Below are 17,808 nucleotides of genomic sequence, written 5' to 3'. Positions count from 1 at the left end.
TTCAGACTGAGATAAGTTTTCAAACTGCGCCGGGTTTGCCGAATGCACAAATTATGCTACGCTTTTCTCATCTTTTAGTATTTGCGTTCCCTTTTTAGTACCTTTCTTCAATATTTCAAATTTCTGGAGTGGTCGATTGTGTTGGAACTTCTCAAAGCCGCCGCGCAGGTTGGCACGCACACTGCCAGCGAAGCATTGCCAAGCGAAATACTGCGTTTTACGCTGGAATATCCCGGTATCCCGAAGATTGACGCAGAGCGCCAGCGCCTGATTACGCTTTTGGGCGGCGAGGGTTTCGATCTGTTTGCGTATTCGGATGAAGACCCCGCTTTGCTGATCCTTCAGTTTCCCGGTGTCATCAGGGAACAATCCTCTGATTATCTGTTCACGATGGCCGATCAATTGGTCGACGCCATGGCGCTTGTCTCCTGCACGCCCGATATAGATCCCTCTTTCGTCGATAACGAAACGACAGCCCCCGGGGTCGAAGGCGTTGGCGCCATAGTCGACGCTTTCTGTTCCTCGGATGCGCCGTCGCCTGCCGAGGCGAACTGGGCGATCAAACTGATGAAGGTAGATGCGGCTTGGGCGCAGTTCGGCGTCACGGGTCAGGGCATTCGCGTAGGCCAGCCTGATACCGGTGTGGCCGCACATGATGAGCTATCCGAAGGTCTGGATAAGGCCAGCGGGTTTGACATGATTGCCGGCACGCCCGATCCAACCGATCCGCTGCTGACGTCGATGGGCTCACCCGGGCATGGCACGGCAACCTCAAGCGTAGTCATCAGCCGTCCGGGCCATGTCATCAGCGGGACCGCGCCGGGGGCGACCCTCGTGCCGGTGCGGTGTGTCGACCGCGTGGTTCTGGGCGGCGGCACGGCCGTGGCCCGCGCCATAGATCACGCCCGCCTCACCGGGTGCCATGTGGTAACGATGAGCCTTGGCGGGCCGTTTTCCACCTCTGCTCTGCGCCGTGCGGTCGTCCGGGCGGTGCGCGCCAACATGATCGTGCTGGCGGCGGCGGGCAATTGCGTGCGCGTCGTTACTTATCCGGGCTGGGATCGAAACATCATCGCGGTGGCGGCGGTCGACAACAATATGAAGCGCTGGAAAGGCTCCTGCCGGGGTGCGGCGGTCGATATTTCGGCGCCGGGCGAGAATGTGCATGTGGCACGCAGGCTGGCCGGACCGGCCGGTCAGACGCCCACACCCGAGGATCTGGCGCGCATCGATCCGCGCGGTCAGGGCACCTCGTATGCCGTGGCGCAGACGGCGGGGATTGCGGCCCTTTGGCTGGAACACTTCGGCGTAGACGCGGTGCGGGCCGAAGCGCTCAAGCGCGGCAATGCTGTGGTACAGCATCTTTTCCACGCAGCGCTTCAGGCCAGTTGCCATACCCCAATCGGCTGGGACGTCTCGCAGATGGGACCGGGCATCGTCGATGCGCAGGCGCTGCTTGGTCTGTCGCTGGCCGAAATCCCCGGACGCGACAGTCTCGGGACCGAAACGGCGGGGCCGGAAGTGAAGATGCGCGGCACCGGGTCCGATTTCGCCCGCCACCAGTCAGAGGCAGAGTTTCTGACATTTGATCGCGCGCTCCGGCGCGACCCTGCGCAAGGTCCTGCGCTGGAAACGGCGGTCAGCCCGATGCCGTCGCCGCGTCTGGCGCAGTTGATCGATCTGGGCGATCCGAGTGATCTGCCGGCCCCGGCTGCGGTCGTGGCCCCCGCTACGCCGCCCGTCTCCTTGTCGGATGCGCTGAAGCGCCTTGGCGCGTCACGCGGGGCCGGACTCGAGTCTGCCGCCGCGCTGTCCACCGAGGATGCCGTTGCCCGCATCCGTACCGAGGGAACCGACACCATCATGGCGACCGCGGAAAGCGTGCTGAAGACCGCGCGTGCGCGGTCCACCCGCGTTGATAGCGGGCTTCAGGATGAAGCCTTGTCGCGCATAGAACGGGCATTGGTTGAGGTGGCCGAACCCGACCGCCCGATGCCGCACGATATGGGCGAGGCGCGTTTTGCCCTAGAGGCGCTGGTACGGCTGACCGGGCGTCCGGCGCTGCGCATCACCGACAACGATGGCGATCTGGCGACCAATCCCAATATCGGTACCTGGGCCGGAAATCTGATGCCCGCGCGCAACAAATGGCGGCCAAAGGTCGATGCGGTCGGGCGGATCGACGTCACCGATCCGATGGGCAGATGGGTGCATGCGGGCACAGGCTTTGTGCTGGCCGACGGGCGGGTGATGACGAACCGCCACGTGCTGGATGTCTTTGCCGATCCCCTGCCCGCCGCCCCCGGTCAGCAAGCGTTCAGCCTGCGCCGCCGTGCCTCGATCATCTTCGACCCCGATGCGACCGATGAGTCCACGCGGTTCGAGATTACGCATGTCATCACCGCCGGACGCAACCGCATCGGCCGCCGTGTCGTCCTGACCAATCTGGACATGGCCATTGTCGGGGTCGAAACCAACAACGGGCAGCAGGATCTGCCTGCCCCGATGGGGGTAACCACGACAACAACCGACGCGGGTTTGGAAAACCTGATGGTGGTCGGCTATCCCGCACGACCGGGCTTTCAACAGGCGCCCACCGACGCCGAGCAGGCACTCCAGTTCTGGGACCGTGTAGGAGAACTGTATGGGGACGAATTCGGGGTGAAATACATCAGCCCGGGCATGATGATGAGTCGCCCGGGGTCGGTCGCCAATGACACGGCTGGATGGGCGTTTTCGCATGATGCCACGACATTCGCGGGCAATTCCGGGTCTGCCATCATCTCGCTTCACGGGGGCATGGCGCTGTGCGGGCTGCATTTTGGCGGCTCGACGCTGACGATGAACCTGGCGCATGATCTAGATACCGTGCGGGCGGTCGGGGACGGCGTGTTCGACACCGACGCGTTTTAAGCGTGCCATGGAGGAGGCCCCCACACAAGTTGAGCTGACGGGCATGCTTGTACGCCTGACCGCGCGCCTTCCCGTATCGCGTCAGACTTTCGCTGCGTTCTATGACAACTGGCTGGCCGAAGCGTCGCCACCAGACGCGCCCGCAGGTTTTCTGCACGCCGTCGTCACGACGTGGGCGGCTGTCCGTCATGCGCTGCCGACGCTTGATCCCGCCAATGACAGCGATGCACTGGCCTTGGCGCTCGCGGCACTGGCAGACCGCGATCGGATACTGGACTGTTTTGGCGCCGCCGTAGGGCTGTCCATGTTCGATGAGGCGTATGCCGGGCATCCCCCCGACGCCGCGCGTCCGCTGATCATGGGCCTTGCCCAAGATGCATTGGGCCACAAGTCCCGCCTGTCCATGGGACGCCGCCCTGAACCAACACCAGCGCAACCCGCTGCGGCGCAGCCCGCCCGCGCGCAGCTTCATGCGGCGGGTTTTCACAAGATGACATCGCCCGAAACGATCTGGACCGATCCGGGCGATCTGCTGCCCGCCCTCCTGCTGGCCCGGCGACGTATCTGCATCATCTACACCCGCGATGAAAACGAGAACGTCAAGCACACCGGCACCGGGTTCCTGATCGGTCCGTCGGCGGTCCTGACCAACTGGCACGTCGTCGAGGATATGGCGGCGCAACCGGTTCTGTCCGATCCCAGCCAGATCGAGGTGCGGTTCGACTATTCGCCCACCACCGGGCTGGAAACCGATGACGCGTCGGCACATTCTCCGCCCGCAGACAAAACGTGGTGCGTGGCCAGCAGCCCCTACGGCCCGACCCAGCCGGACGCTGCGGTGCCCTATTGGTGGACCGTCAAGACTGCCCGCGACGGCTGGCGCGACAGTGTGAAGACCTCGCTGGACTATGCCGTGATCCGGCTGGCCACGGCGCCGGGGCTGCAACGCGGCTGGTACGATCTGACCAAGTTGAACGACAGCAGCCAGAGCCTTGGCTGCTGGGTGTTGCACCATCCTTCTTCGCTGGGCCATACGGTGACCGAGGGGCAGATCTACTACCGCAAGAAGAACGTGGCGCGGATCTTCCACTCGGCCTCGACCGTTCGGGGATCTTCGGGCGGGCTGGCGCTGAGCGCCGAGGGGACACCGATCGGGTTGCACCATCTGGGGCTGGGCGATGACCCCCATGGTGGCCAGACGCCTACCCCCACCGCCCCCGCAAATGTCATCAACTGCGCCGTCTCACTTAGCTTTATCGCCCAGGATCTACAGGCCAAGCGCACGCTGGAGACGATTTCCCAGAGCACCGGTATCCTGCCGTTTCGCGGCTGTCTGGACGGGGTGCGCCCGGTTTTTGGCCGCAAGGCGCTGTTTAGCGATCTGAAGGAACTGTTTGAAGGCACCCGCCCGGTGATGAGGGTGCATGTCAGCAAAAGCGTGGCCGATGTCACCCAGCCCGGCAAAAGCTTTACCATAGAGTTGATCCAGAACCTGTTCCGCCCACCCGATCACCACCACATCGTCTTTAAGGCGGCGGAACTGCATGTCGATGCGCTGCGCCAGACCGAGGCGGTTCTGGGGTCATTTGCACCTGACCTTCTGGCCGGTCTGCCCCGCGAACCTGATACCACCACCCCTGCCTATGTCGCGCGGCTGGTCAATTACCTTGGCACCGCGATCCGCGACCGTCTGGGCAACAAGACGGTTTGGCTGATGATCGACGATCTGGACAAGCACGAGCTTTCGGATGCCTCGGGGCGAGAGTTTCTGGCGACGCTCTATTCTCAGGTGGGGCTGCTGCCAAATCTGCGCATCGTGCTGATTGGCCTGCGATCGTCGATCAGTATTGGCGGGCTGGATCCCGCGGATGTGATCGAAAACGCCATAGCCCCCACCGACCTGACCGACGTCGGCCAGCTTTTCGCCGACTGGCTGAAAGAACGCGGCGGCCGTGATGTGGCGATGGACGAAAAGACGCTGAGCCTGCTCAGCAAGACCGTCGCATCCTACGCCGGAACCCAAAGCCCGATGCCGAAGGTGGCCGAGTTCATATCCACCTACATGCAGGATGTGGTGGACGAGCTGTTCGGCGCTGCCGCGCAGGGCGACCCGGTGGACGGAGGCGGGCCATGAATACAACGCTCAACACCCTGATCCTGCGCAACGCAAGCCTTTCAGGCGGTTTTGATCCGCTGGCGATGCTGAACTCCGTCGATCTGGGCCCCGGCGCGCGCCAATACCGTGATGGGGCGCTTCGGGTTCTGTCGCTGCAATCGACGGAACACCTGCAATCCGGGGGGTATCGCTGGATGGTCACCCCCGATTGCCGCCGCCGGGCGCTGCGCGAATTCCTGAGTGCGGCGATGATTGCGCAAACCCTCAATGCGGCGCCGGCACTGGAAAAGGGCGATGTGCTGGGCCAAATTCTGCGCACCATCCTGCGCAAGGAAATTCCCGCCGTACCCGAGCGCAGAGCCGAGGAAACGGACGATGCCTATCTGGCGCGCCAACTGGCCCATGCAAGCGCCACCTACGACGCTGCGCAATTTGCCGAAGTGGTTCCGGCGCTGGACACAAAATGGATCGAGTCGGTCCGCAATGCAGCCGATCTGCGCATCAAGACCTTGCAGCGCCGTCAGGACATCCAGATCGTGCTGCCCACCAAGCTGTACGGGCGCGGCCATTACAAGCGCATCCTGTCCCGGCACCTGCGCGCCTTGGAGGACGACCCGCGTCCGCTGCTGTTGACCGGGGCCGGGGGCATCGGGAAATCGGCGCTGGTGGCCAGCCTGATCCACGGCTGGGAAGGGCGCGCAGATGCGCCCATGATAATATTTCTCGATTTTGACCGCCGCCAGCTGGTCGGCGGATCGCCTGTGCAGATGGTGCACGAAGTGTTGCGCCAATTGTCGGTCGGTCTGGCAAACAAGAAACTATCCGCGGAAAAAAAGGAGGCGCTGATCGAATTCCTGCGCGACGTGCGCCGCCAGTTACCCGCCCTCGACACTTCGGGCGGCGAACGCACCTATTCCTCGCAGTTCGGCCGAATGCTGTCGGCGATCTTTCCCCGCTTTCAGGAACCAGCGGCCAAGCCCCTGCACATGATGAACATCGCCATGTTCTTTGACAGCTTCGAGGCGGTGAACCGGCAGGGCGGCGGCGTGGTCCGGACGCTGATGGACATTGAAAACAGCCTGCGCGACAACGGGCTGACAAATCTGCGCACGATCGTCAGCGGGCGCGCCGCCCCCCTGCCCGAGCCGGACCTGACCGAAGCCTTCGGGGACGAGGCCCGCCGTATCGACATCGGCGGGCTGGGGGCCGTGTCGGGCGCGCGGCTCTTGGAACACTGTGACAAGGCGGGGGTATTTCGCACCGTCCAAGAGCGCCAGACCGCAAGCGATGCGCTGGGGGGGCATCCGCTGGCTCTGCGGGTTCTGGCAAAGTTCGCGGCAAGCCACGAAGGCGGTGCCACCAGCCTGCTGGAGGATCTGGCACATGATCCCCGCTTCAAGGCCGAGTTCGCTCAAGTCTATCTGTACGAACGTATCCTGCAACGGATCTCGGACGAGGATGTGCGCGCGCTGGCCCATCCCGGGCTGGTGTTGCGGCAGCTGAACAAGGACATGATCCGGCTGGTGCTTGCCGTGCCCTGCTTTGGCGCGCCGATCACGTCGGACCGCGCGGCGGACCTGATGACACGCTTGCGCGACGAATACTGGCTGGTCGAGGAGGAACCGGGCGATTTTCCCGCCCGCCACCGCAGCGATCTGCGTCGGCTGATGCTGCCCGGCCTATTCGCCGGCCCCCGCCCCAGCGACAGCGGCCCGACGGCGGCGCGCAAGACCACGTTGCGCAACAACGCCCGCGCGGTTTGCGTCGCGGCGGCGGATCTGTTCGAATTCGGCCCGCCGCGCGGCGATGCGGCCCATGTCTGGTGGCGGGTCATGCCGCCCGGGGTCCGGCAGGTCGAGGCGGCCTATTACCGCGCGCTCGGCACGGATCTGGAACCATCCTTTGATCTGGATTACGCCAACCGGATGCATACGATTCTGGGCGAAGACCTAGACACGTTGCCCCTCGTCTGGGTCGCGCGGGTCAAGGCGCTGCGCGGTGAGCCGCTGAGCGCGGCGGAATGGGACCAGCTGCCGCCCAATCTGCGCGAAAATGCAGAGGCGCAGACCTTCAAGAGAATGAAGGTGCAAGGCGTTGGAATGGGCAGGGTCGGCGCCAAGACCGCCCCGCGAAAAAAGGCCGCTGATGTATCCGGGGCGGGCACAACTCCTGAGCCAAGCGGCATCGCCGCTGATGCGACGCCACAGCATCTGGCCAGAGAGATCGGTCGCGGCTTCCTGTTAGGGCAGTTCGATCGGGCGTCCAGCCTCGGGCCGCGCTATTTCGACGCTCGCCGCTCAGAGGGGCTGTCCGTCGAGAACGGTGATGATTTCTGGGGCACGGCCGTTTGGCAGAGCATTCTGCTCGCGGGGGCACTGGAGGGCACCGGATGGGAGGATGACGGGCACCTGTCTGACCTGCCCCCACCAATGCCGGACCTCTACGCAGCCGCAAAAGGCGCCTCAACTGGCGCGTCGGACTCCTGCGCCGACGCGCTGATCCGTGCCTTGGAAAACCCCGACGGCTGGCATGCGCCCGACCGCATGCCCGTGCGCGCGAACCGCCTTGCCGGGCGCCAGATCATGGAGGTGCTGGCCATGTCCGGCGCCCGTCGAAAAGAGCCGTTCGTTCTATCCGCGCGCGCGTTTTGCCTCGCCGTCAGCCCGACCGACCCGTCGGGCGTGCCGCCCGGTGAGCCACCCGATCTGCCGGGCGACCTGCGCCGTCTGCTGAACCCGTTATATGGGGCGGCCCCGGTGACGCTTGGGGCCATGCAAGAGATATACCGGCTGAACGAACCCATCGCTATCTATCCAGAAGAGCTGATGAAAATGTCAGACCCGGCGCGCGTACTCTTTGCCGATATGCTGCGCGGATTGTCACCGGAACTGTATGAACCCACCGGCGCGTTCCTGCGTGACCAATCTCCCGCACGCGTGGGCGAAATGGTGGCGCATTTGACCAAAGATCCGGGGACGCACTGGCCGCAGGATCTGCGCTCTGACCGAAAGATCCCCTACCGCGAGGAGGAATTCGGCACCGTCATCGAGACGGCGGATCAATGCGGATTGCTGGCAGGTTTACTGGATTTGATGGCGCAGGATGACGCGCGCGTGGCGCCCTTGTTGCGCATGCACAACCTGATCGGCGAGTGGTTCTTTGCGCGCGATCCGCGTCAAGGCGCGGACAACCAGCACACCGTGGCGCGGGCGTAAACCGCCCGTGCAACCGAACCGAGGCGCCGAAAACCAGCGCCCCGGATGGCGAACCTATTTCAGTGCATCCAACTTGCGACGCAGCACATCGGCAACCCCGCCGATCTGCCCCATGGGCCTGATCGCCGTCTCAAGCCCCGCCGCCTCGGGTTCGCTTGCAACAAATCCCGCGACCGCAGAAAATATCTCTTGCTGGTTGCTCACCACGGCTGCGACCTCTGTCGCGGTTTGGGGATAGAGCAGTTGCAGCCCGCGCTTGTCGCCATCTGACAGCTCTTGTCCGTCACCCTGCGGGGCGCAGGGGCTGGGCACCGATTTGTAGAAATCCGGCGGAAACCGGTAGAGCATCACGGACTGCGGATCAAACGGCCCCGCGACCAGATGGGGATCTTCCTCGGTTTTCAGGTTGTGGTCCACCTTCATCCGGTCCCAGAAATTCGGATACCCCGCAAGATAGGTATAAATCCCCGGCCGCCGCCCGGCGGCATCGGCGATAAACCCGCCCCGGTCGTTCTTGGTTGGCTGGTATCCGTCGTCATCATCCCAGCGAAACGACGCTTGGCACGGTCCGCGCATGTTCTGATGCGCGTGGTGAAAGCCAAGCGCATGCAAAAACTCATGCCGCGTCGTGCCGCGCCATGTCGACGGGCGCTTCACCGCGTACCCGCCCAGGTTCAGACTTGCCTGATAGGGCCGCCCGCCAACATCTCCATTCGGAGAGCCGAGCGTGCCGTCGATGCTGTCCGTACCGACCAGCGAAAAATAGCCGCCCTTGTCAAAGCTGACACGGATTTCGGCAGCATAGCTGTTGTCCTGCTCGGTCCAGCGCCGGAAGGACCCGCAATCGGTTTCGCCAAAATCGAGCTTCAGGTTACAGGCGTCGCTGATTTCCTGCGTCGCCTCCATGATTGCGCGGTGCAGATCATCGTCGCCGTCCAGAAACGCCACCCGGACCACCTGCCCCGGAAGCCACCGCTGCACGTCCGACACCACAAATTCAAGGCCCATGCCGCCGCCCATCGACAGGCCGTTCATGTATTTGTCGCGCACCTCGATACTTGCGGCCACTTCGGACGGCAGCGCGTCCAGTACGATATCCGTCTCTTCCAGATGTGCGAGGGGATGCATGTCAAACTCCTTGGTTGCTGGTTTCACGGAATGGGCGAGGGGTATGTGCCGGTCAGGCGGGGGGCAGCCGCTCGGCCCAGAACTCGCAGGTCGTGCCGTAGGCGGGTTTCAGCACGACCCGGATCAGAAGCGCCGCCGCGACCGCCGCGATGGCCGGGGCCAGGCCGAAACTGCCCGTCAGCACCGTAACGATGGCCGCCGTGACCGCATTAGTCCCGAGCCCGAAAGCATCGCGCAATTTGGCACGGTCCGTCGCATCCTTGCCGTCGGTGCCGCACATGACATGGTATAGCTGCCCCTCGACCCTCTCAAAAATGCGGCGTCCAAGATCAGCAAAACTGCTGAAGAAGACCTCCTCGATCGGGGCATCGCCCAGACCGACCTGCCCTGCTGTGGCTGCATCCGCCTCCATCATCATCGCGCGACGACCGAGTTCGGCAAAAAGCGCTTGCTCGTCATCGCCCGCGGCGCTTTCGGTCAGCATTGTGACGCCTGTCACCGCATCCGCACCCAAGGCTTCCGTTGTGGCCCCGGACCGGAACGGATTGGTGGCGACGCGTTCCATGAAGGCGGCAAGCGCCCCGTCATGAGAAAGCTCTGCATCGCCGTCATCGCCAATCGCTTCGTTTCCCTGATGGGTGATGGCGGCCATCACCTCGTCCATTGTCGCAGTACCGGACCCGGGCATGCCCGGATCGTTGATCGGCCCCTCAAGCGCAGCACGTTTTTCGGCGACCTGTTCCAGAAATGCGGCCCGGTCGATGGACGATCCGGGGCAGGTCTTGCCCGACATCTGGTTGTGGAATCTCACGCAATCCGGGTCTGTCAGTGAAAAATGCCGTTGCAGACTGGCCACGACATGCAGAACCGCATCCAGCTGGTCCCTGGTCAGCGGGTCCTTGCTCGTGTCGAAATCGCCGATCGTTTCAAACATGAATACATGCGACCCGTTGAAGCCCGACGCGCTGGCCGGGCTGCGCGACCAGGCGCGTCCGGTCCAGATCGACCCATCCGGCCCGATTGAAACGTGCTGGGCAATGTCGGACCAGTGGTTGGTGCCGGTGTGATAATTATACATGCCCTGAATCGTCGGCAATCCGCGATACTGTGAATGGTTGGGGCGCCAGGTGTGGTGTACGTGGATTTCTGTTTTCGGCGTGCTCCAGGCATAGGCCTTCACCGCGTCGCTGAATTGTGCCGGGGTCAGGTTCAGAAAGGGGGGGGGCATCGTCTGTCTCCTTCAGTTTCGCACTTTCGGGATCTGGGGGACGGATGTTTCAGCCTACCCAGTCGGCATTGTTGCCCCGTGTGTCGATATGAACAAAGCTGCGGTATTTGCCGATGCCACCAGTAAAGCTGCCGTTGGCCGCGCGGATACTGCGGGCGGTTTCCCAAAGTGCGCTGACCGAAGCGGCACGCGGCGTCAGGTCAAGCGCACAGAACCGCTTGTGCTGGCTGCGACTGGCGCCACCGATACAACCATTGTAGGACTCGGCGCGGTAGGCCGACAGGATCACCACGGAACTGCCCAGCCGGGCGCGAATGGCATCCACGAACCGCGCTGTCGGCTCAAGCGTCGGCCACAGATCGGACGGGGGCAAGCTGTTGCGCCCCGCGCACCTTCCGCCTGGCCCGTTAGACCCGCCGAGCACCAGAAACTCCTGCGCCGAAAAGTGCCGCAGGTTCAGGCCCGCGACAAAGGCTGTGAAGCGCCCCATGTAGCTGGCGGTCGTTTCTGCGGCCTCGGTCCCATCTGATGGAATCTGCCCGCTTTCAAGCGTGCCCAGAAACTCGGCCTGGCTACGCTCGCTCTGCAAGATCGCGGCGGCGATTTCATCCTCGATTGAGACGCCCTCGCCCGAGAATTCCCCGGCCTCAAGCGTCGCCTCTATTCCCAACGTTTCCTGGACTGGCATTGGCGTCGCAACCTCCTGTTAATGAGACTCGTCGGAAAATTTCGCAGCTAGTGCGATAGAAGTATTCAAAAAAAATGACTCGGAGAAAGGAAACAGTAGTGCTACCTTAAAGAGAGTGTATGGTTTTTAGTATGCCACATTTTGTGACGATTTGAAAAGACTTTGACGACGGAGAATTGAATGAGTTTCATCCCCTGAGTTGCAAAATTGAGCGCGGTTTACGCAAATTATTGCATCAAATGACCCGTATATTTCGACGCGAAGGAATTTCACGTCGGCGTTGTTGCATATCCTAAAGTTAATAAATGGGCGTTTCCGCCCAAAGAAGTCTTGTGGCGTCAAAAGCGTTATTTCCGTCCCGAATTGAACGTGGGGGCGGTTTTATTAAGATGTGAAAGCGAGCGATTGACCAATGGACGTTAGGCATTTCGCACAACCCCGTCGATTCGCACAAGGTGCCGATGTGCTTCGCGGATCAGGGGAAACCGGCAAGGCTGATAAGGGCAGAGCGCAGGCGCAACAACATAAGGACGCCACCGCGCAGAACGCCGTATTTGCAGACGGCGCCAAACTGGACCCAAGCCAAGTGGCGGGTGGGTTTTTATTTGGCAATATATTGTGCCTCCCCGTTCCGAACGCGGCTGCACATTATTACTACCTGCCGCTCAACTGTGGATTATTTTTAAATCCCGATGGCAGCGCGCAGGTGGCGTTGATTGAAGCAGGCGAAAGTGCCTTTTTACAACTCACGGCATTGTGGTCGCCCAGCGAAGAAGCTCTTGCGTCTTTGCGAGTCGAGTTGGCACAGTTAAACCAGATCGATGACCCGGATCTGGTAAAGTTGAGTTTTGCGCCAGTTAGCATAGATTCCGCTCGGCTGTTGCTTCATGACGCCTCTGGCGGCGTGCGTGAATTGGCGCGCAGCGCCACATCAGGCACACCGCCCTACAGCGCGATGTTCAGCCTGACGGTCACGCCGCAAGACCGGCCTTCGGTGGCGGCCGCGATGAACGGACAGCCAGGCCATCTGGGCGTCAGCTACGACGCAAGCCTGCATTGGCCCGTCCAACATCAGGCCCGCCTGACGGGCGAGCTGAGCGGTCTGGCAACCCGTGCCGATCTGGAGGCGGCTCTGGCGGATCGCCGCGTGGTTCTGGAACAGGTCGACCCCGGTGATGCAGACCTGTGGTCCGCCTTTCTTGATGCCGCCGTCCGTATGCTGGGCACCGTGCCTGCAATCGCATCTGGCGGGCAGAATACGACTCTGGAAATTGACCTGACCATTGACGACGATCTGAACATTTCGGCGGGCACCGACATCGGGCGGTGGTTCCCGGCAGGCGATACGCCGCTGGTCATCCCGGATCCGGGCGTCCCACCCCTGCCCCAGCCGCCAACCACACCGAACGGCGCCGAACCGGCCACCGCCGTCCGCCTGTCCCTGCCAGAGATGCCGGGCGCCGATCTGTCGGGTGTCGTGGCGCTGGTCAGCGCCAGCCGGGACGATGACCCGCAAACGCGTGTCCACCTGACCCCGGCCGCACCCGAAGCCACACTTGAGCTTGGCACGGCAGACGGCGCGATCCTGCTTGTCACCCAATACGTCACCGGCGCGGCGACGCATGAGGCAACCGCGACGGCCAGCGGCGACACGCTGACCCTGGAGGCGGCAGACCTCGGGCTTATCGCGGTCAGTATCGATCCCACGCCGCTCGCGGATGTCGGCGCCGACCGCGCCCGCGTCACCGTGCGCTATGACCCCGACGACCGCGACACCCGTGATCTTCGCACCTTCCATTTCCGCCCGCCATTCGCGCCTGTCACCTGGCTGCTGGTGGCGCGCGGCGCCCCTCTTGGTCAAAGCCTGACCTACGAGTGGCGCGCCACCCTGGCGTCCGGCGCGGTCGAGCGGCACCCCGAAGCCACCGCCGCAAGCCCCCAAATCGTGCTGTCCCCCAACATTCAAACCGAGGATTGACCCATGCTTCAGATCGACAAGGTCCAGACCATTGAAGGCATCACCGTTTATGGCGACAGCAAGAAGATCGAGACCCACTACCCGTTGCCGTCGCGCTGTTCGTTCCGCAAGACGCCCGAGGGCAAGCTGGATATGGGAATCTACAAATACCGGATGCCGATCGACCGCGAAGACGGCAAGGTCGGCGGCGGCTTCCTGATCTTCAGCGTGGCCTTCGTGCTGCCAGACGACAAGGTGCAACCGCTGAAGGATGCATTGCAGGCACAGGTCAACGCCGAGGCGCGGCGGCGCAACATCGACCCGATCCCCAAGGTCAAGTTGGCCTCGCCCACCTATACGGACGGCACCTGCAGCCTGATCATTGCGGGGTCCGACGGCACATTTGTCGACAAGATCCAGAATTCGGGCAAGCCATCGCTCTATGGCGACAACTCCGCCACGTTCGGAGTGGAGCTGACCCCCGAGGGCATCACCTTCTTTGAGCAGGCGATGAAAGGTCAGGGACCGACCTTTGGTGTCGAGTATTCGCTTGTCACGCCCGCAGCCCTGCCGTTGGTCAAGGTCAAGGCCTCGTTCCATGCGACCGAATTCTACAGATTTTACCAAACCATCGATGTGAACAAGCATTGGCCAGCCTGGAAACATGACAGCTACCGCGAGACGATACGCGAACGGGCAATCTCGTCCGAGGCCATGCGTTTCTGGGCCGACTGGGGTATGGTTACCGACGAAAAGGTCCGCGGCGAAATCCGTGACTGGGCGATGCGCGCGCTGGAAGACGGGGCCGAGCGGCGGATGATCGAAGCGATCGCGCCCGTCCCCGATGACCAACGGAAAAAGCCGAAAAAGATTGAGCACGTAACCCGCGACATCACGTCGACCAAGATTTCCAGCTTTACGCTGACCTACAAGGAACGCCAGGCGATAGAGTGGCGGGTCAACCCCAACGGCACCCTGCCCGGCATCACCACGCTGAAGGACGCCGACGGCAACAATTATAAATGGGGGGACTACTTCCGCGAGATTGACCTGGACGATCCGTTCTTCCGCCAGCTTCGTGTGAACGTCTCCGCAAATGCCAATTTCAAAGAACTCCCGATCCATTCGGTCGAGGTCAAGCTGAAGTACAACAACCGCCCCATGGCAAACATGGTCCCGGGCGAGCCCGAAGGCGAAGTGGTGCTGCGCGATCCCGACAAGATCGGCAGATTGGGCGCTTTCGTCGAGGCGGACAACTGGTTCTACACCCATTCCATCCAGATCAACTACACCGGCCACAGCAGGAAATATCAGTCCGAGGATATCACCACCGACGAGGGCAACCTGATCATCGGTGTCGATGATATCGGCATTCTGGATATCGATATATCCAGCGGCGATCTGAACTGGGACGACATCGACCGCGCGCTTGTCAGCTTCAGCTACGAGGACCGCGGGGTCGACCGGATCGAGGATCAGTTCCAACTGAGCCAGGCCAATCCGACGCACAAGATTCAGGAAGTCATCTTTGAACCGATGCGGAAGAACTACAAATACCACGTAAAATATTTCATGAAGAACGGCAGCGAGGTGCAGGGAGACCCGCAGGAGTCGCGCGCATCCAATCTGTTCATAAATGACGTGTTCGCCGCCACCATCGACATTGGCGTGCGCGGCGTCGGTGACTTTGCCGCGCGGATCCAGAACATCTTCATGGACCTGCGTTATGACGATGACGAGAACGACTACCACCTGACCAAAAGCGTGGCGCTGAACGCGGGCAACCCGTTCTTTGAATGGTCGTTCCCGGCAATCTCGCAGACCGGCGGCGTTGTCCGCTACAGCGCTTCGGTCGCCTACAAGGATGGCACCAGCGAGGATATCCCCCTGACCGTCGCCGAAACCAACACCATTCTGGTGCCGGCCCCGATCGAGGACTTCCTTGAGGTGATGGTGATCACCGACCTGATCGACTGGGCGTCGGTGCGGCTCGCGCGGGTGTCGCTGCATTATCAAGACCCCGACAACGATGTGAACGAACGCAAATCCTACGTGTTCAGCCCGACAAAACCGGAGTCCCAGACCTGGAAGATCGAACTGAAGGACAAGGATCTGATTGAGTACAGCTATTCGGTTCAGTTTTTCATGACAGACCAGACGACAAAAACGGTTGGGCCGGAAACGGTCTCCGATCAGGCGCTGATCCTCGATCCGTTCCAATAGTGGCCCCTCGTTCAGTCGGAGCAATAATTTATGCTGTTCTTAAAACCGCCATTCCACATCATCAAGGGTATCACCGTCTTTGTGGATCACGAACGCAAAGACGTGTTTCACTGTGCGCCCGCGATGCCCGAGCTGACCACGGTCTTTGACCCGGTCGTGGGCCAGCACATCCCGCAATTGCAACTTCTGAAGTATCGCGGGGCGGCGGGGGCTGGCGGATTCCTGAACTTCAGCGTCGATCTGGCGATAGAACCCGAACGCCTTGAGGAGGTGCGCAGCGAACTCAAGCGGATGTATCAGTTACGCGACAACCCGATCATGTCACCGATCAGTTTCGAGGATGGCGAGGTCAAGCTGATCATCCTCGGTGCCGCCAGCGATGACGCGCCCGCCGACGACGCGGATGCAGATACGGCCGAAAAACGCTTTGTGGTGAAGATGGCCCACCACTCCAAGCCTGCGCTCTACGGGGACAACAACGCGATCTTCTCGGTCGAGCTGGATGCCGATGGCGTGCAATTGATCGAGGCGTCGATGCGCGGCGAGATGATGCCGATGGGTGTCATCTATTCGCTGCACTTCTTCGCATTGCGCCCCGCCTTTCAGATCAAGGTCAGCGCCGACTGGGACCGGGTGCAGACGCATTTCGAAGAAAGCTTTTCCGCGACGGTGCTGTTCTCCTCGGTCGAAATCGGGTCTGTGGTCGACAAGCTGATAGAAGACCGCGCGATCAATATCGAGGTCGACACTTTCCTGCCCGAAGGCGAAGAGGACGCAAGCTGGATCGGGCGCCGCGAAGATGCGATCAACGATTTCAAGGATATGGTCACGCAAGCCTTCTTTGAACCCAGCGTCGACCCGATGAATCCCGGAGAAGACGGATGGGACGAAGAGGCCAAGGCCGCCTCGCAGGTGGGCCTGCTGATCGCGACCGGCGGCTGGGCCGGGGTGGCGTCCTTTGGCTACAAGAAATTCGACATGACCCGGATCGACCGCAAGTCGATCAACATGACGATGAACGAACGCATTTCCGTGCGGCGCTCGATCTATCCGCAGGCGCACATGCAAGGGCTGTTCCGGCTGCTGCGGGATGCCGACGGGCAGGTCGATATGTCGCGTTTCGTGACCGAGGTCGATCTGGACAGCGATTGGTTCAAGCGCCGAACAGCCACGGCCCATGCGCTGGTGGATTTTGACGCCGATCAGGTCGAATCCCTGAACGTGTCGCTGGACTACGGCAGCCGTGTGGAAACCATGCGCCTGACGAAAGAGGCGCCCAACACCACCAAAAGCTGGAACAGCGTTCTGGAAAACGGGGTGATGAAACGCCCGGTGGCCTATGACTACACCGTCAGCTTTCGCGGCGTCGACGCCGCCGAACGCCCTGCCCGGATCGACTCCCCGCGCCGCGAAACCCTGCGTGATGAATTCGAGGTCGCGCCGCAAAACGAGAAGCTGTATTTCATCGACGACATCGTCGTGGGCGCGGCAAACTTCCCTTGGGATCGCTACCCAAGCGTCGGCGTCCAGTTGCGTTACCGCGACCCGGACAATGAAATCGATCTGAACGACAGCTTCCTTCTGACCAGTGAAGACCCCGAATTCACCTGGAAACGGTTTCGGATGAACGTTGATCTGGATAGCTATGAGATCCGCAGGGAATATCACGCCGCCGACAACCGTGACCGGGTCGAGGACTGGACGACGCTGGATCAGGAACTGCTGACGATCCGCAATCCCGTGCCGAAGTCGCGCTCGGTCACCGTGGTGCCGGCGGTGCCGTGGGATCTGGTGTCGATGGTGTTCGTGGAACTCAGCTATCAGGATATCGCCAACGACCTGTTCGAAACGAAATCGCTATTCTTCATGAACAGCGACACGGACCGCATTCCCAAAAGCTTCGTCGTCAACCTCAAGGACGAGAACAAGCGTTTCATCCGCTATTCGGCCAAAATTCTGATGACGGACAATCGCCAGATCGACATTCCGATGTCCGATACGCAGGAATCGACCATCTTCATCCGGCTGGACATGAAGGCGCACCGCGTCATCCAGGTTCTGTCCCCGGACGAGGATTTCGCCGCCAAGGGGGTGGCGCGGGTGCAGGCCGATCTGGCGTTCGAGGATCCCGATTTCGGCATGTCCGTCCAAAGCTCCTTTACCTTCGACGGACCCGGTCAAAGCGGATTTTTCGAATACGACTATGCCCGCAGCGAAGCGAGCACCTATCAACTGACCGTCACCGAATTTCTGACCAATGGCATGAGTCGGCAACGACCGACCGGGCAAACCGTCGAAAGCCCGCTGCGGCTGCGGCTTTCATCACAGACATAGCGCGCC

General features: G+C 61.7%; 9 protein-coding genes. 6 read left to right on the top strand and 3 right to left on the bottom strand.

Features of this window, described 5'->3' with window-relative positions:
- Positions 1–138 precede the first annotated feature (138 nt).
- From FGD77_RS12870 to FGD77_RS12860, 3 genes are read left to right on the top strand one after another with little or no spacing between them, the layout of a single operon-like run.
- Positions 139–2,913, top strand: coding sequence for a S8/S53 family peptidase (locus tag FGD77_RS12870; RefSeq protein ID WP_255010254.1), 2,775 nt, complete (start codon positions 139–141; stop codon positions 2,911–2,913).
- Positions 2,914–2,956: 43 nt separating this feature from the next.
- A complete protein-coding gene (locus FGD77_RS12865) occupies positions 2,957–5,047 on the top strand; it encodes a serine protease (protein WP_255010251.1) in 2,091 nt (696 codons plus the stop codon).
- On the top strand, positions 5,044–8,244 hold the full coding sequence (locus FGD77_RS12860; RefSeq protein WP_255010249.1) for an ATP-binding protein: 3,201 nt from the start codon (positions 5,044–5,046) through the stop codon (positions 8,242–8,244). The genes FGD77_RS12865 and FGD77_RS12860 overlap by 4 nt, the downstream gene beginning before the upstream one ends.
- 54 nt (positions 8,245–8,298) lie before the next feature.
- On the opposite strand, the gene FGD77_RS12855 is transcribed toward FGD77_RS12860, so the two are convergent.
- Genes FGD77_RS12855 through FGD77_RS12845 form a run of 3 tightly spaced genes read right to left on the bottom strand, consistent with a single transcriptional unit; the run spans position 8,299 to position 11,288 of the window.
- A complete protein-coding gene (locus tag FGD77_RS12855) occupies positions 8,299–9,372 on the bottom strand; it encodes a hypothetical protein (protein ID WP_255010246.1) in 1,074 nt (357 codons plus the stop codon).
- 52 nt (positions 9,373–9,424) lie between these two features.
- Positions 9,425–10,600: a peptidoglycan recognition family protein gene (locus FGD77_RS12850; protein WP_255010244.1), complete on the bottom strand. Its 1,176-nt coding sequence runs from the start codon at positions 10,598–10,600 to the stop codon at positions 9,425–9,427.
- Between the two features lie 49 nt (positions 10,601–10,649).
- Positions 10,650–11,288, bottom strand: a complete 639-nt coding sequence (locus tag FGD77_RS12845; protein WP_255010239.1) for a D-Ala-D-Ala carboxypeptidase family metallohydrolase — start codon at positions 11,286–11,288, stop codon at positions 10,650–10,652.
- A gap of 880 nt (positions 11,289–12,168) precedes the next feature.
- Between FGD77_RS12845 and FGD77_RS12840 the strand changes: the two genes are divergently transcribed.
- Genes FGD77_RS12840 through FGD77_RS12830 form a run of 3 tightly spaced genes read left to right on the top strand, consistent with a single transcriptional unit; the run spans position 12,169 to position 17,802 of the window.
- Positions 12,169–13,266: a hypothetical protein gene (locus FGD77_RS12840; RefSeq protein WP_255010236.1), complete on the top strand. Its 1,098-nt coding sequence runs from the start codon at positions 12,169–12,171 to the stop codon at positions 13,264–13,266.
- Between the two features lie 3 nt (positions 13,267–13,269).
- The gene (locus FGD77_RS12835; protein ID WP_255010233.1) at positions 13,270–15,468 is read left to right on the top strand and encodes a hypothetical protein; all 2,199 of its coding nucleotides are present in this window, start codon (positions 13,270–13,272) and stop codon (positions 15,466–15,468) included.
- A gap of 30 nt (positions 15,469–15,498) precedes the next feature.
- Positions 15,499–17,802, top strand: coding sequence for a hypothetical protein (locus FGD77_RS12830; RefSeq protein ID WP_255010232.1), 2,304 nt, complete (start codon positions 15,499–15,501; stop codon positions 17,800–17,802).
- Positions 17,803–17,808 lie beyond the last annotated feature (6 nt).

Origin of the sequence: Roseovarius sp. M141, assembly GCF_024355225.1 — a bacterium.
Lineage (GTDB): Bacteria > Pseudomonadota > Alphaproteobacteria > Rhodobacterales > Rhodobacteraceae > Roseovarius.
Note: the sequence above shows the minus strand (reverse complement) of the source record. Positions and strands in the feature narration are given on the sequence as shown.